We start from the raw sequence: 20,628 nt of genomic DNA on the forward strand, positions 1-20,628 counted from the left end.
CGATAATAACACAGCTGCGTTAAAACGCTGATTCGCCCATTGCGGTTCTTTTAGCGCTCCGCTGGCATAGTTTGCAGCCAGCGCTGCCAGCTCGCCTGCACCTCCTGCCGCTCACGCATAAACAACGCCATCGCCACGTGCCCGGCCTGCTCCTGCAGCGCCAGATGATGCAACTCGTCGCGCAGCGTAACGTAGGCCTGCGTCAAGGCATCCGCTTCCTGTTGGGATATTTTGCGGTGCCGGGCCAGCAGTTCGAGGATGCGTACGTTATCTGACCATGCCGTTAGCTTAGGCTCCTGCGCCGCATAACACAGCAGCAGATATTGAGTAATAAATTCAATATCGGTAATGCCGCCCTCATCCGCTTTAATATCCCAGCGGCCTTTGTGTTTATGGCTCAGATGAGCATACATTTTTTCGCGCATTTCGCGCACTTCGGTTTGCAGCGTTGCGGCATCGCGCGGTAAGCAGAGGATGTGGCGGCGGATCGCGTCAAAGCGCTGGCTGAGCGCCGGCTCGCCATAAACGATTCGCGCCCTGACCAGTGCCTGATGCTCCCAGGTCCAGGCATCGTTACGCTGATACTCCTCAAACGCGTCCAGCGTGCTGACCAGCATTCCGGCCGAGCCGGAAGGCCGCAAGCGCGCATCCACTTCATACAGAATCCCGGATGAGGTACGGGTGCTGAACAGGTGCATCACCCGCTGCGCCAGGCGTAAATAAAACTGGCGGCCGTCGATAGCGCGTTCGCCATCGGTCACCGCATCAGGCGGACAGTTATGCAAAAAAACCAGATCGAGATCGGAGCTGTAACCCAGTTCCCAGCCGCCCAGCTTGCCATAGCCGACTACGGCAAAGCCGCGATCGCCCTGCTGCAGATGCGATGGTCTGCCGTAGCGCTGCGTCATCATATTCCAGGCCTGCTGCACAACAGCCTGAATAATTGCTTCGGCCAGCCAGGTGAGGTGATCGCTTACTTTCATCACCGGCAGCGTGCCCGCGATATCCGCCGCGGCGATACGCAACTGCTGTACCTGCTTAAACTGGCGCAGCGCTTCCAGCTGTTGCTCTTCATCATCTTCAGGGATACGCAGCAGATACTGGCGCAGCTCATCACGGTAGGCATCCGTTGCGGTGGGCTGATACAGCGTGGCGGGATCGAGCAGCTCATCCAGCAACAGCGGATAGCGCGCCAGCTGGCTGGCGATCATCGGCGAGGCGGCGCACAACCGAATAAGCTGCTTCAGCGCGCCGGGGGATTCCGTTAACAGTTCAAGATAGGTGGTGCGCGTTACCACGCCCAGCAGTAAGGGAATCAAACGCTGTAGCGTGATATCCGCATCGGCGCGAATGCAGACTTCATGCAACAAACGCGGCATCAGCTGATCGAGCGCCAGCCGACCGCGCGGACCAATAGTGCGTTTATCCACATCCTGACGAAACGCCTGCAGCGTACGCGCAAGATGCTGACGGGCCGACTCCTCAAGATGCGCCAGCAGAGCCTGCAGATCGCTTTGCTCAAGCTTATCAAGCCACAGCTCGGTCATGCCCTGGTTTTCGTGTTCTTCCGCACTATCCGGCGTATCCTCGCCGATCAGCTCGTTAAAAATCAGCCGCACCTGCGCCATCTGGTTTTCCAGCGCCTGATGTAGCGTCGCCCAGTCGGCAAACCCCATCGCCCAGGCGAGGCGCGCCTGATTTAACGCATCCGTCGGCAGCGTTTGCGTTTGTTCATCGGCGATGCTCTGTAACAGGTTCTCTAAACGGCGCAAAAACAGGTAGGCTTCGCGCAGCGCATTAGCCTGCGGCTGCGTCAATAGATGTAGCTCTTCAATGGCGGAGAGCGTTGGCAATAGCGCGCGCTGTTGAAGCGTGCGCTCGCGCCCGCCGCGAATAAGCTGGAACACCTGCACAATAAACTCGCTTTCACGAATCCCGCCAGCACCCAGTTTGATATTATCTTTCAGGCCGCGTCGTCGAACTTCACGCGCAATCATGCCTTTCATATTGCGCAGCGACTGAATAACGCTGAAATCAATGTAGCGGCGATAAATAAAGGGCCGCAGCATCTGCTGCAGCTCCTGGCTCCAGCGATCGTCGCTGTTGCCCATCAGACGCGCCTTCACCATCGCATAACGCTCCCAGTCGCGTCCCTGCTCCTGATAATAATCTTCCAGCGCCGCAAAGCTCATCACCAGCGGCCCGCTGTCGCCGAAAGGACGCAGCCGCATATCGACGCGATAAACAAAGCCATCCGCCGTCGGCTGGTCGAGCACTTTGATCAACCGTTGCCCCAGCCGGGTGAAAAATTGCGCATTATCCAGCTCGCGTCGTCCGCCGCGGGTCGAGCCGTTTTCCGGCCAAACAAAAATTAGATCGATATCAGAAGAGAAATTCAGCTCGCCGCCGCCTAACTTGCCCATACCGAGAATCAGCAGCGGCTGCGGCTCACCTGCGGCGTTGCACGGGGTACCGAAATCGTTACAACAGGCCTGCCACAGCCAGTCTCGCGCGGCGACAATCAAGGTTTCGGCCAGCACGCTTAGCTGCTGGAGAGTATCCTGGGTAGCGCTTTCCCCCGTGGTCTGCATCCAGGCGATACGTACCATCATCTGCCGCCGGAACAGACGCAGCTGACGCATTAACGCCGTTTCATCCGTTACCGTTTGCAGCTGTTGGTTGAGCCAGTCGGCATAGCATTGCCATTCATCCGGTTGCGGGGTCTGTTCCGTTAGCTGCTGCCACCACTCCGGATGCTGTTGCAGGCTATCGGCAACAAAATCACTGAAGGCCAGCAGGGCCTGCTGCTGCAGGCTTAGTGACGCAAGCGTACAATCCAGCCGCTCCGCCGTTTTCTCTGCCTGTTGCTGCAACAGTTCGGGCAGCGGTGCGGTTAAGGTTGGCAGCATAGCTTCTCCCTGAAATATGATCAGATATTGCCGTTAAGCCAAAATGCCGGCTGCTTAAGCGCCTGGCGGCACAGCATATCCAGCTGGTGATAATGGCCCGCGTGAATGGCCTGCGCCAGTTGCTGCCAGGACAACAGCCAGCTTTCTACATCCTGCTGCGGATAAGCCCCAGCCAGCAGGCGAACGGCCAACAGCTGACGTGACAGACGCGTCAGTTTATCCAGATACTCGTTATGCTGGCGTATCGTCATGAAGGTTTCCTTCAGATCGGCGGCCACGCGCCCCAGCATAATATCAGCGAAGCGCTTAAAAGAACCCTGGAGCCGGTCGGCATTCTTCTGATCGATAAAAGGACGCCAGCCCGCGTTAATCAACCAGCCGGAAAAGGTAAGCTGAGCATCCAGCCAGCGCGGGCTGTAACATAATGCTTGCGCTGTCGGCGACTCATTTTCCAGCGTTTCAATCAGGTCGGTTAACTTTTGCCGTAGCGCGCTGCTGGCTTTACGCGGCACCAGCGCGCCGAACAGGGAAAAGGTCTGGCGTACCGCTTCCAGCGCTTCCAGAATCGCGTCGCGCGCCGCGGGCTCACCGCGCAACCAAAGCTCTTCGTGGTATTGCCATTGCTTAAGCGCCAGGGTTAATGCCGCCTGCATCCCCTCTTCCACGGTGGATTTGGGTTTGAATTGCAGGATCGGCAGCGGGCGCACCGACTGTTGCGGTTTCCCCTGTGCCAGCCAATAACCGCGCGCCGCTTTGCTCAGGCTGCCGAGACGTAACCCTTCTGCTTTGCCTAATTCAGCGGCAAGCGCCAGCACATCAGCCAGCTCGCCCTGCTTCAGCTCCAGTTCGATCTCCTGAAGCGGCTCGCTGAATTCGCCAGCGCTTACCTCCCCGCGATCCAGAGCCACTTCTATCTGACTGTTGCCCCAGGTAACCAGCCAGCGCTCACGATTGAAATGGGTAGTAAACAGCGGCTTAAGCTGTTGCTGTAAGGCGTTCAGATCGCAACCTTCAGGCCAAATCTCGGCAGGAAGACGCGCGATGTCCAGCTCGGGTTGGGTTAACTCAACGTTATATTCCGGGCGCTGATGCAGGCCGCCCATGCTCTGCCCGGCAGCTTTCAGCGTCATTTCCCAGGATGCGCCGATGCCGCGGATGCGCAGGCCCATATCCCAGCGGCGCAGCTGGTTATCCGGCGTCTCATAATAGATGTTAGTCAACGCCAGCGGCGCGCTGTATTGATGGGGAAAGGCCGCCAGTTGGCTACCCAGTCTTTCTGCCGCCTGCGGCGTGGCAATGAACTTTAACTCGATTTCAATGGTCATAATTTTTCATTCAATCTTTCACTGGCACAGATATCAGGAATAAACCGAAGAGTAATGCAGATAACCTGCTGCTGTCTCTGCTTTATTATGCTTTCGCGAGCCTGGCTGCATCAGTCTGAGACCAGGATAGTTCTCATTCAGATTTTTGCGTAGCCTATCCAGACTGTGCCCTAAAATTTTTCCGGAACAGATGAAAAAACAATATCGAATGAAAAAATCACACTTTATTGGCCTGACTTTGCTGGCTTTCAGCGTTACTGTCCCCGCCCACGCCGAAGAGAAACGGTATATCTCCGATGAATTATCCACCTGGGTTCGTAGCGGCCCGGGCGATCAGTATCGCCTGGTCGGCAAACTGAACGCGGGCGAGCAGGTCACGCTGCTGCAAACCAATAATGCTACCCAGTATGGCCAGATCCGCGATGCGGAAGGTAAAACCAACTGGATCCCGCTGGCGCAGCTGAGTATCGAACCCAGCCTGCGTACGCGCGTACCGCAGCTTGAACAGCAGGTGAAAGATCTGACCGATAAGCTGGCTAATATCGACGGTAGCTGGAACCAGCGCACGGCGGATATGCAGAAAAAAGTGGCGGCCAGCGATACCGTGATTAACGGTCTGAAGGATGAAAATCAGCAGCTACGCAACCAGCTGATCGTGGCGCAGAAAAAGGTCAATGCCGCCAATGTGCAGCTTGATGACAAACAGCGCACCATTATTATGCAGTGGTTTATGTATGGCGGCGGCGTCGCGGGCGTGGGCTTACTGTTGGGCCTGTTGCTGCCGCATATGATCCCACGGCGCAAGCAGAATAATCGCTGGATGAACTAACAAGCCGTCACGCTTTTTTGGCTAACGACGACAGCAGCAGGGCTAATAACGCGCCCTGCTGCTGTCGTGCCCGTAATTCTGCTATTGTTGTGTCAGAATATTCCTTCTGGATATCTCTTTTTGCCGGTCTGGAAGGTTGGCGCCGGCACGCCTGATGATTAATTTGCTGAACTCTGGAGAAACCCCGTAGTGAAAACATACCTTGTCGGTGGCGCGGTTCGCGATGGTTTGCTGAAGCTGCCGGTCAAAGACAAAGATTGGGTCGTGGTGGGCGCTACGCCTGAAATGATGCTGGAGCAGGGATATCAGCAGGTAGGGCGCGATTTTCCGGTCTTTCTGCATCCTGACAGCCGGGAAGAATATGCCCTGGCGCGCACCGAACGTAAATCAGGCAGCGGCTATACCGGCTTTGTCACCTGGTTCGCGCCAGATGTTACGTTGGAGCAGGATCTGCAACGGCGCGATCTGACCATTAACGCCATCGCGCAGGATGAAAACGGCCAGTATATCGATCCTTATCAGGGCCGCGCAGACCTGGAAAAACGCCTGCTGCGCCATGTCTCCGCCGCCTTTATTGAAGATCCGCTGCGGGTGTTGCGCGTTGCGCGCTTTGCCGCCCGCTATGCGCACTTAAGCTTTCGTATCGCCGATGAAACCCTGGCCTTGATGCGTGAGATGACCGCCGACGGCGAGCTGACCCATTTAACCGCCGAGCGCGTCTGGAAAGAGACGGAAAATGCCTTATGCACGCCGAATCCGCATGTCTATTTCCAGGTATTACGCGACTGCGGCGCGCTGGCCGTTCTGTTTCCGGAAATCGATCGGCTGTTTGGCGTACCGGCGCCGGCCAAATGGCATCCGGAAATTGATACCGGCATTCATACGCTGATGACCGTCGCTATCGCCGCTCAGCTGACGCCGGAAGTAGATGTGCGCTTCGCTACGCTTTGTCATGATGTTGGCAAAGGACTTACGCCGCCGGAAAAATGGCCCAGCCATCCAGGCCACGGCCTCGCCGGCGTGCCGCTGGTGGAAGATATCTGCCGTCGTCTGCGCGTGCCGAACGCTATCCGCGATCTGTCGATGCTGGTGGCGGAGTTTCACGATGTGGTGCATACCATTGAAAAACAGACCGCAGAGCGGCTGGTGGCTCTGTTCGATCGTATGGATGCCTGGCGTAAGCCGCAGCGCGTTAACCAGCTGGCGCAAACCAGCGAGGCGGATGCGCGTGGACGTGCCGGATGGGAAAACAATGATTATCCACAGGGACGCTATCTGAACGAGGCATTTCGCATTGTTCAGGCGGTTTCGACCAAAGAGGTCGTGGAGGCCGGGTTCCAGGGGCTGCAGGTGCGTGAGGAGTTGACCCGTCGCCGCATCGTGGCGCTGGAGCAGTGGCAAAAAAATCAGCAACGCCCGCTTTAAGCCATAAAAAAGGAGGCGCATACGCCTCCTTTTTTCGTGCTGGCAAGGGCGTTATACAAACACCATATAAACCGCCGCCGCGACGATAAAACGGTAGATGGCGAAAGGCACGAAAGAGATACGTTTGATGATATGCAGGAACAGCTTAATAGCCAGCAGCGCCACGATAAAGGCGGTGACAAAGCCTACTGCGAACATTGGCAGATCGTCCAGCGTCAGGAAACCCATACTTTTATACAGATCCAGCGCGGTAGCGCCCATCATCATCGGAACGGCAAGAATAAAAGAGAACTCAGAAGCCGCATAGCGACTCACGCCCATTAGCATCCCGCCGGAAATAGTCGCGCCCGAACGGGAAAAGCCCGGCCACAGAGCAAGACACTGAAAGCAACCGATCATAAACGCCTGCAGATAAGTAATATCATCGATACCTGCCGCTTTTGGCTGTTTCGGCTTAAAGAACTCCGCCGCCAGCAGCAGCACGCCGCCGACAATTAACGCATACATCACGTTGATCGGGTTAAACAGCGTTTTGATTTGATCGTGAAAGATCAGGCCGATCGCCACTGCCGGCACCATGCCCAGCAGGATATGGATCAGTGTGAGATGCCCGGTTCCCACGCCTTCATGCTTAACTTCGCCGAAATGGATGCCGATTAAGCCGAACAGCCGCCGCCAGAACATAAAGACTACGGCAAGAATGGAGCCAAGCTGAATAACAACCTCAAAGGTTTCTGCTTTATCTCCTTCAAAACCCAGCAGATGTCCAACAATGATCATATGCCCGGTGGATGAAACTGGGAGAAACTCCGTCAATCCTTCAACAATGCCAAGGATTGCAGCCACCCAAAGCTGATGAATATCTGCCATCAAATGTCCTCTACCCTAATGTTTGAACCATTAAAAAAGCGGACGTCAGGAACGTAGCCGCCAGAAAATGCGCCAACTCAGCGTAACGCCGCGTTTTTGACAGCCATAATGTGGTTCGGTTTCATTGTGATAGCAATCACATTGGATCTATTTCAGAATTGTCCCCGCTAACGCTAACGCTGACGCGTTCCGCGTTCGATGATCACGCCAACCTGCGCCGCTTGCGCGACGGCGCCTGGCTTGCTGAGCTTAATGCGCACCCATGGAGAGGCAAAGCGGCTCATCAGCAGCGTAGCCACCTCCTCTGCGACCCGTTCCACCAGGGCAAAACGCCCCTGCCCGACATGCTCGATGATGGCAGAAGCGACATCCGCGTAGCTAAGGCAATCGTTAACATCATCGCTGGCTGCCGCTTTGCGGTTATCCCATGCCAGTTCGACATCGAAAACCAGCTTCTGCTGGATGGTCTGTTCCCAGTCGTAAACGCCAATCGTAGTGATCACCGACAGCTGTTCAATAAATACGATATCCATGATGGCACTCTCTGTTTTTGCGTTAACCGGATACCACTTCCGGCGAATTATGCGTATTATCCACAGATGATGAGAATAAAACGACCCTTACGAAACGGAACGGTGTTATGAGTGCAATCGCGCTTGGTATGATTATTTTCGCGTATCTGTGCGGCTCCATTTCCAGCGCTATTTTAGTTTGCCGGCTCGCAGGCCTTCCCGATCCACGTCATAACGGCTCCGGTAATCCCGGCGCGACCAATGTGCTGAGGATCGGCGGCAAAGGTGCCGCAGCTGCCGTACTGGTGTTTGACGTTCTTAAAGGCATGTTGCCCGTCTGGCTTGCCTGGACGCTGGGCATTTCGCCAATCTATTTGGGCCTGACCGCCATTGCCGCCTGCCTGGGACATATCTATCCGGTGTTCTTCCGCTTTCGCGGCGGTAAAGGCGTGGCGACCGCCTTTGGCGCCATCGCGCCTATCGGCTGGGATTTAACCGGCTTGATGACCGGCACCTGGCTGCTTACCGTGCTGCTCAGCGGTTACTCTTCTTTAGGCGCTATTGTTAGCGCACTTATTGCGCCTTTCTACGTCTGGTGGTTTAAACCCCAGTTCACCTTCCCGGTAGCGATGCTTTCCTGTCTGATCCTGTTACGCCATCACGATAATATTCAGCGTTTATGGCGTGGGCAGGAGACGAAAATCTGGAAAAAAAGAAATAAAAAATAACACAGGGCGTAGCCACGCTCTGTGTCAGCGCTTTCCGCAGGCAAAATCTTATTAACTTCGCGGCCTATTTTTCTGCGGCCTGGGTAAAGGAAAAGAGTCCTGTCTGAGATATTTCTTCGCGCAAACGCATTACTATTACAATTACGCTGCCTGTAACTTTTCCAGGGCAGAACGGCGCGTGAAATAGAATTAATCGTTACTGTCGCGCTTGTAAAAATAATATGCCTTTTCTGGAATAACCCTTATTGCAAACCCATGTTAATAGCGGTTCTCCATGCTTGGTTATATCCGCATCTGTCTGCTGAGCAACGACACGGCTACTATCTCCCTGATTTTATAAAGCATAACAGGTCACCTCATCATGCGATGAGTATTCAACGGAAGAAAAAAGAGGACACAACAATGAGAGAATTAATTCAACCTGAGATTTTAGCCGTCAGCGGCAGCGGTTTTATCAGCCAGATCGGCGGGCTGGTAGGCGATTTTGTGGGCGACACGGTTTATTCCTTTGTGCCCGCCCTGACAATAAAAATCCCGTTTCTGGGCGATTTTGATATCAGAAAAAGCTTTCCAAAACTTGGCTCGGATATTGGTAAAGGCATCGGGGAGCAGATAGGCAATGGAATCGAATTTATTGGCAGTATGATCCCGATATTTGGCGGCCTCATTAATAAAATCATGGGCAACTAAAACGGTAAATTAAAGATGCTGTTGTTAAACAACAGCATCTGTCAGCATGATTATGCGATGGCCGGCAGCTCAGCCAGCGGCCAACGTGGACGGACGCTAACGCCAAGCTCGCCGCGCGTACCGCCTTTCAAACGCACCATGCCGGCATAGGCGATCATCGCGCCATTGTCGGTGCAAAATTCAGGCCGCGCATAAAACACTTCGCCGCCTCGCGCCTGCATCACTTCAGCCAGTTTCGCGCGCAGCGTACGGTTAGCGCTGACGCCGCCAGCCATAACCAGACGTTTAAAGCCGGTTTGATCCAGCGCCCGCTTGCATTTAATCGCCAGCGTATCCACCACCGCATCTTCAAAAGCGCGCGCGATATCCGCCTGCGTTTGCGCATCATTGCTGTTCTCGCGAATGGTATTCGCCGCAAAAGTTTTGAGGCCGGAAAAGCTAAAGTCCAGGCCTGGGCGATCGGTCATTGGGCGTGGGAAGGTAAAGCGCCCCGGCGTGCCCTGCTGCGCCATGCGTGACAGCATCGGTCCGCCTGGGTAATCCAGCCCAAGCAGTTTGGCCGTTTTGTCGAACGCCTCGCCGGCGGCATCATCAATCGACTCACCCAACAGCGTATATTCGCCAATGCCGGTTACGCCGATCAGCTGCGTGTGCCCGCCCGAGACCAGCAGCGCAACAAATGGAAATTCAGGCGGATTATCTTCCAGCATCGGCGCCAGCAGATGCCCTTCCATATGGTGTACCGGCACGGCGGGAACCTGCCAGGCAAACGCCAGCGACCGACCTATGGTCGCGCCGACTAACAGGGCGCCAACCAGCCCAGGACCGGCGGTATAGGCCACCGCATCAATATCTTTGCCCTGCAGACCCGCCTCTTTCAGCGCGGCCTGGATGAGCGGAACCGTTTTACGCACGTGATCGCGCGAAGCCAGTTCCGGCACCACCCCGCCATAATCGGCATGGACTTTCACCTGACTATAGAGTTGATTAGCGAGCAAACCGGCTTCATCGTCATAAATAGCAATACCGGTTTCATCACAGGATGTTTCAATACCCAGAACGCGCATGGTTGCTTTACCTCTCTGTTGCGGCGCGCAGTGTACCACAGCCAGCCAGCACTCCGAGGCGATTTTCTGGAACGTTCGCCTGTTTTGTGAGCGGAAAATGAAAAAATAGTGAACGCAGCTTTGCGCTATACGCTATACTCCTTCGCCTGCAAAAAACCGGCAGCCGCCTGGGGCTCTGTTGGTTTGAAAAGCGCAATGTTGCTTTACAACGCAGCCGCGATTGTTGTAAAATTCCGCACCATTTTGAAATGAGCTGACGCTGACGTCAGCAAAAGACCGAATTTATCGAGGTGAGAGTTACATGCCGGTAATTAAAGTACGTGAAAACGAGCCGTTCGACGTAGCACTGCGTCGCTTCAAGCGTTCCTGCGAGAAAGCAGGCGTTCTGGCTGAAGTTCGTCGTCGTGAGTTTTATGAAAAACCGACTACTGAACGTAAGCGCGCTAAAGCGTCTGCTGTTAAGCGTCATGCCAAGAAACTGGCTCGCGAAAACGCACGCCGCACTCGTCTGTACTAATTTCCTTCGGAGGCTTCGCGCTTCCACCGCGTGTTAAACGCAGACAGAGTCAAGTTAGAGGCCGTGCTTTCCGGAAGGAAGCGCGGCTTATTTTCGTTTATGAGCGAAGAAAACGGGGCTTATGGCCGGACGAATTCCACGCGTTTTTATTAATGACTTACTTGCCCGCACGGACATTGTGGATCTGATTGATGCCCGCGTTAAGTTGAAAAAACAGGGTAAGAATTTCCACGCGTGCTGTCCTTTCCATAACGAGAAAACCCCTTCCTTCACCGTTAACGGTGAGAAACAGTTCTATCACTGCTTTGGCTGTGGCGCTCACGGCAATGCCATCGATTTCCTGATGAATTACGATCGTCTGGAGTTTGTCGAAAGCATTGAAGAGTTGGCGACGCAACACGGACTGGAAGTGCCCTATGAAGCGGGCAGCGGTCCCAGCCAGCTGGAACGCCATCAGCGCCAAAGTTTATATCAGCTGATGACGGGTCTGGCCGAGTTCTATCAACAGGCGCTGACTCAGCCGCAGGCCGCCGCCGCACGCACCTATCTTAACCAACGCGGATTAAGCGATGAGGTTATCGCGCATTTTGCTATCGGCTTCGCGCCGCCCGGTTGGGATAACGCGCTGAAGCGCTTTGGTCGCAATCCTGACGATCGGCAATCGTTAACGGATGCGGGCATGCTGGTCACCAACGATCAGGGCCGCAGTTACGATCGCTTCCGCGACCGCGTGATGTTTCCTATCCGCGATAAGCGTGGCCGCGTTATCGGCTTCGGCGGGCGCGTATTGGGTGACGGCACGCCGAAGTATTTGAACTCGCCGGAAACCGATATTTTCCATAAGGGCCGCCAGCTGTATGGCCTGTATGAAGCGCAAAAGCAGCATCCTGAACCGGCAAAGCTGTTGGTTGTCGAAGGCTATATGGATGTGGTGGCGCTGGCGCAGTTTGGCATTGATTACGCCGTCGCGTCGTTAGGCACCTCAACGACCGCCGACCATATTCAGCTGCTGTTTCGCAGCACCGATACCGTGGTGTGCTGTTATGACGGCGATCGTGCCGGTCGTGAAGCCGCCTGGCGCGCATTAGAAACCGCGCTGCCTTACATGAACGACGGACGTCAGCTACGCTTTATGTTCTTGCCTGACGGGGAAGACCCGGACACGCTGATCCGTAAAGAGGGTAAAGCGGCCTTCGAGGCGCGGATGGAGCAGGCGATGCCGCTCTCCAGCTTTCTGTTTGACACGCTGCTGCCGCAGGTGGATTTGAGTACCCGCGACGGGCGGACGCGTTTAAGCACCCTGGCGCTGCCGTTGATTAGTCAGATCCCAGGCGAAACGTTGCGCATTTATATGCGCCAGGAGTTGGGCAATATGCTCGGCATTCTGGATGATAGCCAGCTGGAAAAGCTGATGCCAAAACAGGCGGAAAGCGGCGTCCAGCCTGCGGCTCCTCAGCTAAAACGCACAACAATGCGTATACTTGTAGGACTGCTGGTGCAGAATCCGCAGCTGGCGACGATGGTGCCTTCGTTGCAGGGGCTGGAACAGTTAAACATGCCGGGATTGCCGCTTTTTATGGAGTTAGTGAAGAGTTGCATCGCAAATCCTGGCCTGACCACTGGCCAGCTACTAGAGTTATATCGCGGCACAAATTTTAGCCAGCACCTTGAAACTCTGGCGACATGGAACCACATGATCGTTGATGAAGAAGTAGAGGCCATGTTCCAGGACTCCCTGGCAAAAATGTATGACTCCGCTTTGGAGCAGCGGCTGGAAGCCCTGATCGCCCGCTCCAGAACGCATGGACTGAGCCCTGAAGAGCGCGAAGAAGTCCGCTCATTAAGTCAGGCGCTGGCAAAAAAATAGTTACGCGATCGCGCCAGTATTAAGAGACGTACTGGCGCCGCCGATGCATTTCATTCTGCCCGCCACGGTGAGAATGTGTTTTCGGGTCGGCGTGCAAAAGGATAAGCATTACAGTCTCAACAGCAAATTTCAGCGGCTTAAGTGCCGATTTATACTCAGGCAGACCCTGACAGCCGCTACGAGGGCAGCGGCAATAATCCAAACGCCCTCACTGTTATTGTTGGCTTCTTACTAGCCGACCCGACACCAATCAAATTAACAGAAGTGTGGATACCGTCTTATGGAGCAAAACCCGCAGTCACAGCTTAAGCTACTTGTCACCCGTGGTAAGGAGCAAGGCTATCTGACCTATGCCGAGGTCAATGACCATCTGCCGGAAGATATCGTCGACTCCGATCAGATCGAAGACATCATCCAGATGATCAACGACATGGGCATTCAGGTGGTAGAAGAAGCGCCTGATGCCGATGATCTGATGCTGAACGAAAACAGCGCCGACACGGACGAAGATGCGGCTGAAGCGGCAGCTCAAGTGTTATCCAGCGTAGAATCTGAAATCGGACGCACCACCGATCCTGTCCGCATGTATATGCGTGAAATGGGTACCGTAGAACTTCTGACGCGCGAAGGCGAAATTGACATCGCCAAACGTATTGAAGACGGTATCAACCAGGTGCAGTGTTCCGTAGCCGAATATCCGGAAGCGATTACCTATCTGCTGGAACAGTACGATCGCGTTGAGGCGGGCGAATCACGCCTTTCCGATCTGATCACCGGCTTTGTCGATCCTAACGCAGAAGAAGATCTGGCGCCGACCGCGACGCATGTCGGCTCTGAGCTGTCTGAAGAAGAGCGTGCCGATGAAGATGACGAAGATGAAGATGATGACAGCGACAGCAGTGACGATGACAACAGCATCGACCCTGAACTGGCGCGTGAAAAATTCATCGAGCTGCGCGATCAGTATGAAGCGACGCGTCTGACGATCAAAGCGAAAGGTCGTAGCCACGCGGATGCGATTGAAGAGATCCAGAAGCTGTCTGAAGTGTTTAAACAGTTCCGTCTGGTGCCGAAGCAGTTTGACTATCTGGTCAACAACATGCGTGAAATGATGGAGCGCGTGCGTACGCAAGAACGCATCATCATGAAGCTGTGTATTGAACTGTGCAAAATGCCGAAGAAAAACTTCATTACCCTGTTTACCGGTAATGAGACCAGCCCAACCTGGTTCCAGGCGGCGCTGGCGATGAACAAGCCCTGGTCTGAAAAACTGCGCGACGTTGAAGAAGATGTGCAGCGCAGCATGCAAAAGCTGATGCAGATTGAGGAAGAGACCGGCCTGACGATTGAACAGGTAAAAGATATCAACCGTCGCATGTCAATCGGTGAAGCGAAAGCGCGCCGTGCGAAGAAAGAGATGGTTGAGGCTAACCTGCGTCTGGTTATCTCCATCGCTAAAAAATATACCAACCGCGGCCTGCAGTTCCTGGATCTGATTCAGGAAGGCAACATCGGCCTGATGAAAGCGGTAGATAAGTTTGAATATCGCCGTGGCTATAAGTTCTCAACTTACGCCACCTGGTGGATCCGTCAGGCGATTACCCGCTCTATCGCGGATCAGGCGCGCACCATCCGTATTCCGGTGCATATGATTGAGACCATTAACAAGCTCAACCGTATTTCACGCCAGATGCTGCAGGAGATGGGACGCGAACCGACGCCGGAAGAACTGGCTGAGCGTATGCTGATGCCGGAAGATAAAATCCGTAAGGTGCTGAAAATCGCTAAAGAGCCGATCTCTATGGAGACGCCGATTGGTGATGATGAAGATTCGCATCTGGGTGATTTTATCGAAGACACCACTCTGGAGCTGCCGCTGGACTCTGCTACGTCAGAGAGCCTGCGTTCAGCAACGCATGACGTTCTGGCTGGCCTGACCGCACGTGAAGCGAAGGTGCTGCGTATGCGTTTTGGTATCGATATGAACACTGACCATACGCTGGAAGAAGTGGGTAAACAGTTTGACGTTACCCGTGAGCGTATTCGTCAGATCGAGGCGAAAGCGCTGCGTAAGCTGCGCCATCCAAGCCGTTCTGAAGTGCTGCGCAGCTTCCTGGACGACTAAGCAAGCTGACGGCAAAAAAGGCCTCCCATCGGGAGGCCTTTTTTATTGGTTACGCGTCAGGCAGCATTTATCTTCAGGCATTAAAAGGAGTCGATGGCGCGTTTACGTTACCTGTTGCACACGGCGACGATTACCGTCCACGCATCGCCAGCGCCTGCTCCAGTTCCTGATACGCTTCCGTCAATTTTTCCTGCGTAGCGCGATTAAGCCCGCTGGGATTCGGCAATACCCATATTTCCGTATCGCCTACGGTTATATTCTGCCTGCCCCACTCTACTTTGCTCTGACGAAACGCTTTTTTAAACGCGTCCTTACCCAGTACCGCCAGCGCCGCAGGCTGGTAGCGCTGGATTTTTTCAATCAACGTCTTGCCGCCTTCGCGCAGCTCACCGGTAGAAAGCTCGCTGGCCTCTTTCGTTGGCCTTTCTACCAGCATGGTGATACCGCAGCCGGTATCCAATAGCTGAAGCTCTTCTTCCGGCTTTAGCTGCTGTCGGGTAAAACCGGCCAGCCAGAGCGTTTTCCAGAAACGGTTGCCGGGGTAAGCAAAGTGATAGCCGGTGTGAGCCGAAGATTTACCTGGATTGATGCCGCAGAACACCACCCGCAGACCGGGCGCGATAATATCGGTAATGGTATGTTCACTCATCCCTGCTCTCCTGTTATTCATTGGTACCCATTTATTGTGGCTTATTATTATCAACCAGGTCGGGAAGAGATGCTTTTTTGCGACCAGGCTTGTTGCCTAACCAACAGAAAAAGAAATGAAGATTTTTCAATCAATTAAATTGCTGCAAAAAGCACCAACCGGTTAGCGATTGCTGGATTGCCCCGCCAAGTTCCTTTATAATCCCGCCTCACAGGCCCCTTAGCTCAGTGGTTAGAGCAGGCGACTCATAATCGCTTGGTCGCTGGTTCAAGTCCAGCAGGGGCCACCAGATTTTAGCTGTTAAATCAGCAGCTTAGAGCCACCCTTAGGAGTGGCTTTTTTGTTGGGCTTTTATACGTGGCGCCAGATTGGCGCCAGAAGCAAAACCACGCCACTCAGGCCAGCAGCATCAGACCAAGGATAGGGAACGCATGCAAGAATATGCATTCTATGCATGTATAGCTTTATGAGAGTTGACCAACACGATTAAAAAGCTTCAATTTCACTTAGGTCGTGATAGCGCTCGATAAATTTTGCCTGTAACAGAAACGGTAATAACGGCCAGAATGATGGAGAAAAGGCCCAGAAAAATAAGCAACGAAAGTAGAGGATTCAATAAACCTCCTAAACTGGTGAAATCGCTAACCCTGGCGAGCTGCCCGGAGGTTAATACTCGGAGAATAATTTCCGGTATAATTAGAAAGAAAATAATCACTGCAGTAACATAAATCAGCGTTTTTTTAGTTTTCCCCATCTTCTTTCTTGCCCTCGTTGGCGAACATGATCAAAAATTGAGTAAATGATACAGCAAGGAGCTGAGGTATGTCACAGACCTATTTGCAATTGAAGATGCAGGCTAATAAGCAATTAGCTATCGCATTAACTCATTCATTGAAAGATATTCATGCAGATCATATATCTACCATTGAAAAGATAAAGTTGGGTGGACAGCGTCTTATCAATTATGGTTCATGTCTTGTCCCAAATGAATATTATCGCAGCTCTTGTCGTGACACATGGAGAGAGGATAAAAGGTTAGTTCTTGCTTTGGGTGAAATTTATAAAAGAAATGATGTAGCCCTGGATATGGTCGAAATTTATTTTCGTAAAACGCTAACAAAGCTTGGCGATCAAAAAAGCAAAAATCTTGTATCTCACATCCAAAAAGTGTTAGGTAAAGCAGCAGAGCACGCTTCGACCAAAGCCAGCAAATTAGCTTTATCAATGACAATTGCTAACTTAGTGCTTAGCAGCGCAGAATTTAAAAAAATCATATTAGACTTGTCAATTCTTTCTCAACATGGTTTGTGAACGGAACTACGCTTTATGCTAAGGCACAAGTAGCCGCATCAGCCGCTAACACACTAAAATTTCTGGATCATTCATATTATCAAGCTTTGTGCAAAGAAAACATCGAAATGCTTTACTTTCTCATTGAGCCTCAAATGTCTGAAATAATTTACCAGGTAAATTCAGGAGATAACAACGAAGAAAAAATTGCAGATGCTTTATATGAGCTTTTACGCAAATGAAGCGCGCAATCTTATGGATTATTCAGTCATTTTTTTATTTAATACCTGCTGTTATTATTTTGGCCGGCGTTTATGTTTTTGTGCATTTTATCCCTGGTTATGCGGCACCTCTTAGTTTTATTTGGATTATTTTGGTTTCTTTTATATATATAAAATACAATAAATGGTATTGATATCTATTGGGCATTTACTAACACAGCCTGAACGTAAGTCTAATGTAGTTGACGGCCGTATAGCCGTCAATTATATGTTTATTATTTAATATGGATTTTTTCCAAATACACCTGCATCGAACTAATTATCCCTTTACCAGACCAAAGCGGTAAGTCTTTATCCCCCTTTCAACATATCAAACACTACGCGTGCAAAGCCTCTGGCAAGCTCCGGGTTCGACAGGTACTGCATCATCATCTCCTGATGCGCATCATTGCTGTCCATGACGGCACAGCCGGCCTGTGATGCGCTACAGATGGCGTTGTGGCGACGTAAGCGCCCGGAAAATGTCATCGTTCACACAGATCGTGGTGGGCAGTACTGCTCAGCGGATTATCAGGCGCTACTGAAGCGGCATAACCTGCGCGGTAGCATGAGTGCAAAGGGTTGTTGTTACGATAATACCTGTGCGGAAAGCTTCTTCCACTCACTGAAAGTCGAATGTATCCACGGTGAACGCTTTATCAGCCGGGAAATGATGCGGACGACGGTGTTTAATTATATCGTGTGTGATTACAATCGGTGGCGCCGCCACAGTGCCTGTGGCGGACTCAGCCCGGAACAATTTGAAAATCTGAATCTCGCTTAGGGCCGTGTCCACATTACGTGGGTAGGATCAGACTGGCTTATTGCATGTCATCTTGATACCAGTGCATCTGTGCTTTGGCTCACTACAGTGCAAGGCACACACTCCACAAAAGTAATCAATGACTGCGGATTGCTTTTGCAATTGAAAGAAATCTCAAACGGGATTTACTCATCCTCTAAACAGGCCTGCTATAATTCCTGCCTTATACCCCAGGATGCCGCAGCCCCGTTCCTTGTGAAGTTTGAAAAAGCTTTCTATCTAGTGGATGAGTTCAAGGGAGAAACCAACGATGGTATCTGGTTGATTAAAATATAATATTTTCTGAACATCAGGCAAGTTTATCGCCTTCCTGGCGGACGCTTAGGTGTAGAGAATGGCCCAGTATCCTTTGAATGCACCCTATCAGATATTGAGCTTAACAGTAGCGTAATCAGCAAAACAGCATTTACAGAATGAACAAATACGACTTTATACAGAAATAAGTTGAGGCTACGAGCATGAAAAAATTAACGGCAATAATAACGTTAGTATTAGTCTTTTTGGCAACACAGCCATCATATGCACGCAATTACCCATGTTCTGGGAAAAAAGGTGGCGTCTCACACTGCACATCTGATGGCAAATTTGTTTGCAATGACGGCACTATCAGTAAATCAAAACGAATTTGCACAAAAAACTGATTATGGCTTTTTCAGAACTCGCTAATGGCAAGTGGCAGGCTCAGGACTTTCCCAATGGTAGAGATGGGCGGCGTATCCGTCGCTAATTCGCCACTAAGGGGGAAGCCATGGCTTTTGAGCGCCACATCAAGGATCAGGCACAGGATAAGCCCTGGTTAGGAGAGAAAGCAGATAAGCAGCGAGTTACTGACCTTGTTGAAACCTGGTTCAATGCCCATGGAGTCACACTCTCTGACGGCCTCAAGCGTAAGGGGGCGATGGAATTTGCCTGCTTTGCCCTGGGCAACCCTCTCGCTACTGAATTTAACGCCAAGCTTTTTGCAACCTACCGCGAACAACGTTTGAGGGAGAAAATCACACGCTCTGATCGGGTAAAAGCCGTAAACGCGCAGGAATTGCACAGCCTGACGGGCAGTTGTCACACCTACTACGGCATACATTTGCAAGCCACTTTATTATGCGCGGGGGTAACATTCTTGTACTGCAGCGTATCTTTGGACACACTGATATCAAGGTGACGATGCGCTATGCTCATTTCGCACCGGACCATCTCAATGATGCTATTTTACTTAACCCACTAACAAATATGGATTAATCGGTATTCAATATGGAAAACCCAGAATACAAATACAGCTTGCAGGAACTGCTTTGCCTGAAAGTATTCAGCAATACATTGGAAGTAATTCAGTCGGACGCGTTCTGTAGAGCTGTCGTTACATGGGCCGAAAGCGAGATTATGTCTGGAACAAACTCTGAAACACTTCTAATACTGGCCTCGCTGGGACTCGACTCTGTACTTGATAATTTTGAGGTGGAGAAATATCTGCTTATTTACCAACTTGAGCAGAACATTCAAAATCCGCCCCCTCATTTCAGTGCTCTTGTCTGGCTTCGTCTGAAGTTGGGTCAGTTGATAGCATCCTCATCCGCATATGAAGTCGAAAGCCGGCTTTCTTTTTTTACACATTACTTTTTAGACTACCCACCAAGAACTTTCGCCCGTATAACAAATGTTTTATCAAGTTTTTATTGGGAGCTCTACGATGAGGCGATTCCGGTGTTTAGTTCTAAAGCTTCGGAAATGAGTGAAGATAAGCTTTTAGAGCAGGTTAAAGATCGCCTGTTTCCCTTCTATCGCATTCTAAACAACCCCGACTGGATGCAGATATTAGCTCGCTGAACCTTTGATAGTGATTGGCAGCAAAATGGCAGCAGGCCTATTCATACAACACCCAGCAATCTCAAGTGCATTAATACAGCATTAACAGCAGGTCCAACTCCAGCGCATTCATTTCATCTACACCGGTGATTCTACCCGTTCGCCAGTTCTCTCTGCGGGTAACCCGTTACCAATTAAATGGCAGGGTAGGCATTCACCTATCTATTCATTTATCTATTCAAAAAGCGATTCAACATTATGCCTACTCGCTCTGATACGATACGCCGGTTGCTTAGCCTGGGGCCGATGCATGCTCGGCAACTGATTGAAGTAATAAGTGTTAGCCAGCCAACGGTGTCACGTGCATTGTGAGAGATCGGCGATGACATTGTTCGAATCGGGGTTGGCCCATCTATTCAATATGCTCTACGCGATGCCTATCGCGGATTCAGATCTGCGCCCATTTACCGCATTACCGATGAAGGATGCGTTAAGCCTTTTGGCGAGCTAATTCCGGTTCGTCCAGAAGGATTTGTCATGGTACAGACTGATAACGTGAGTCTCCATAGCGACGGGCTGCCGTGGTGGCTGTTTGACATGCGACCACAGGGGTATCTCGGGCGAGCCTATGCATCAACGTATGCGGCTGAGCTCGGCCTGTCGGCGAATCCAGAGCAATGGGCAGACGCCGATGTAATCAGGGCGTTGCTTGCACAGGGGCACGATGCTATCGGCAACCTGCTGGTAGGGGAACAAGCACGAGATCGTTTCCTGAAGATGCCGGACCTACTCCAGTTAAGCGCGCTACTGTGTACCCCGCGCTGGCGCTGAGAGTGCTTGGTGTGGAAACAGAGGTATTGGATTTTGATGGTCAACGTTTCCTTGAGATCCCCCGATTCGACCGCGTTGGCCCACTGGGTTGTATCGGCGTCTTCTCGCTGC

General features: G+C 52.1%; 18 protein-coding genes, 1 tRNA gene and 2 pseudogenes. 15 read left to right on the forward strand and 6 right to left on the reverse strand.

Going from position 1 to position 20,628, the window contains the following annotated elements; translation table 11 throughout:
* Positions 1-50: 50 nt before the first annotated feature.
* Entirely contained in the window at positions 51-2,909 is a 2,859-nt protein-coding gene (gene glnE, locus K6958_RS17460; RefSeq protein ID WP_249892295.1) for a bifunctional [glutamate--ammonia ligase]-adenylyl-L-tyrosine phosphorylase/[glutamate--ammonia-ligase] adenylyltransferase, read from the reverse strand.
* Positions 2,910-2,929: 20 nt separating this feature from the next.
* Positions 2,930-4,234, reverse strand: a complete 1,305-nt coding sequence (locus tag K6958_RS17465) for a CYTH domain-containing protein (RefSeq protein ID WP_249892296.1) — start codon at positions 4,232-4,234, stop codon at positions 2,930-2,932.
* 208 nt (positions 4,235-4,442) lie between these two features.
* Here K6958_RS17465 and K6958_RS17470 point away from each other — a divergent pair, with 208 nt between their 5' ends.
* On the forward strand, positions 4,443-5,063 hold the full coding sequence (locus K6958_RS17470) for a TIGR04211 family SH3 domain-containing protein (protein WP_249894726.1): 621 nt from the start codon (positions 4,443-4,445) through the stop codon (positions 5,061-5,063).
* Between the two features lie 189 nt (positions 5,064-5,252).
* Positions 5,253-6,488, forward strand: coding sequence for a multifunctional CCA addition/repair protein (locus K6958_RS17475; protein ID WP_249892297.1), 1,236 nt, complete (start codon positions 5,253-5,255; stop codon positions 6,486-6,488).
* A gap of 51 nt (positions 6,489-6,539) precedes the next feature.
* On the opposite strand, the gene bacA is transcribed toward K6958_RS17475, so the two are convergent.
* Both bacA and folB read right to left on the reverse strand, forming a co-directional pair.
* Positions 6,540-7,358, reverse strand: a complete 819-nt coding sequence (gene bacA / locus K6958_RS17480) for an undecaprenyl-diphosphate phosphatase (RefSeq protein WP_249892298.1) — start codon at positions 7,356-7,358, stop codon at positions 6,540-6,542.
* Between the two features lie 173 nt (positions 7,359-7,531).
* A complete protein-coding gene (gene folB / locus K6958_RS17485; RefSeq protein ID WP_249892299.1) occupies positions 7,532-7,891 on the reverse strand; it encodes a bifunctional dihydroneopterin aldolase/7,8-dihydroneopterin epimerase in 360 nt (119 codons plus the stop codon).
* Positions 7,892-7,998: 107 nt separating this feature from the next.
* On the opposite strand from folB, the gene plsY reads away from it, so the two are divergent.
* Complete coding sequence (gene plsY, locus K6958_RS17490) at positions 7,999-8,598, forward strand: glycerol-3-phosphate 1-O-acyltransferase PlsY (protein WP_249892300.1); 600 nt, start codon at positions 7,999-8,001, stop codon at positions 8,596-8,598.
* Positions 8,599-9,000: 402 nt separating this feature from the next.
* Positions 9,001-9,288, forward strand: a complete 288-nt coding sequence (locus K6958_RS17495) for a hypothetical protein (RefSeq protein WP_249892301.1) — start codon at positions 9,001-9,003, stop codon at positions 9,286-9,288.
* A 50-nt stretch (positions 9,289-9,338) separates the two neighbouring features.
* On the opposite strand, the gene tsaD is transcribed toward K6958_RS17495, so the two are convergent.
* A complete protein-coding gene (tsaD, locus tag K6958_RS17500) occupies positions 9,339-10,355 on the reverse strand; it encodes a tRNA (adenosine(37)-N6)-threonylcarbamoyltransferase complex transferase subunit TsaD (RefSeq protein WP_249892302.1) in 1,017 nt (338 codons plus the stop codon).
* 301 nt (positions 10,356-10,656) lie between these two features.
* Between tsaD and rpsU the strand changes: the two genes are divergently transcribed.
* From rpsU to rpoD, 3 genes are all read left to right on the forward strand, one after another.
* Positions 10,657-10,872: a 30S ribosomal protein S21 gene (rpsU, locus tag K6958_RS17505; protein WP_001144069.1), complete on the forward strand. Its 216-nt coding sequence runs from the start codon at positions 10,657-10,659 to the stop codon at positions 10,870-10,872.
* 121 nt (positions 10,873-10,993) lie between these two features.
* On the forward strand, positions 10,994-12,739 hold the full coding sequence (gene dnaG / locus K6958_RS17510; RefSeq protein ID WP_249892303.1) for a DNA primase: 1,746 nt from the start codon (positions 10,994-10,996) through the stop codon (positions 12,737-12,739).
* A 280-nt stretch (positions 12,740-13,019) separates the two neighbouring features.
* Positions 13,020-14,864 (forward strand): RNA polymerase sigma factor RpoD, encoded by a 1,845-nt coding sequence (gene rpoD, locus K6958_RS17515; RefSeq protein ID WP_249892304.1) that lies wholly within the window; start codon positions 13,020-13,022, stop codon positions 14,862-14,864.
* A 130-nt stretch (positions 14,865-14,994) separates the two neighbouring features.
* Here rpoD and mug read toward each other — a convergent pair whose 3' ends face one another.
* Positions 14,995-15,513, reverse strand: a complete 519-nt coding sequence (gene mug / locus K6958_RS17520) for a G/U mismatch-specific DNA glycosylase (RefSeq protein WP_249892305.1) — start codon at positions 15,511-15,513, stop codon at positions 14,995-14,997.
* Between the two features lie 213 nt (positions 15,514-15,726).
* On the opposite strand from mug, the gene K6958_RS17525 reads away from it, so the two are divergent.
* From K6958_RS17525 to K6958_RS17560, 8 genes and pseudogenes are all read left to right on the forward strand, one after another.
* Positions 15,727-15,802, forward strand: a tRNA-Ile gene (locus K6958_RS17525).
* Positions 15,803-16,335: 533 nt separating this feature from the next.
* Positions 16,336-16,824, forward strand: a complete 489-nt coding sequence (locus K6958_RS17530; protein ID WP_249892306.1) for a hypothetical protein — start codon at positions 16,336-16,338, stop codon at positions 16,822-16,824.
* Positions 16,821-17,045, forward strand: coding sequence for a hypothetical protein (locus K6958_RS17535; RefSeq protein ID WP_249892307.1), 225 nt, complete (start codon positions 16,821-16,823; stop codon positions 17,043-17,045). Before K6958_RS17530 ends, K6958_RS17535 begins: the two co-directional genes overlap by 4 nt.
* Before the next feature lie 436 nt (positions 17,046-17,481).
* Positions 17,482-17,847: pseudogene (locus K6958_RS17540) on the forward strand (IS3 family transposase); the annotation flags it as partial.
* A 497-nt stretch (positions 17,848-18,344) separates the two neighbouring features.
* Positions 18,345-18,527 (forward strand): YdcA family protein, encoded by a 183-nt coding sequence (locus K6958_RS17545; protein WP_249892308.1) that lies wholly within the window; start codon positions 18,345-18,347, stop codon positions 18,525-18,527.
* A gap of 2 nt (positions 18,528-18,529) precedes the next feature.
* A pseudogene (locus tag K6958_RS17550) lies at positions 18,530-19,122 on the forward strand (phage integrase).
* A 12-nt stretch (positions 19,123-19,134) separates the two neighbouring features.
* Positions 19,135-19,707, forward strand: coding sequence for a hypothetical protein (locus tag K6958_RS17555; RefSeq protein ID WP_249892309.1), 573 nt, complete (start codon positions 19,135-19,137; stop codon positions 19,705-19,707).
* 489 nt (positions 19,708-20,196) lie between these two features.
* Positions 20,197-20,517 (forward strand): hypothetical protein, encoded by a 321-nt coding sequence (locus tag K6958_RS17560; RefSeq protein WP_491562433.1) that lies wholly within the window; start codon positions 20,197-20,199, stop codon positions 20,515-20,517.
* The last annotated feature ends 111 nt before the right edge of the window (positions 20,518-20,628 follow it).

Origin of the sequence: Mixta hanseatica, assembly GCF_023517775.1 — a bacterium.
Classification (GTDB): Bacteria; Pseudomonadota; Gammaproteobacteria; order Enterobacterales; family Enterobacteriaceae; genus Mixta; species Mixta hanseatica.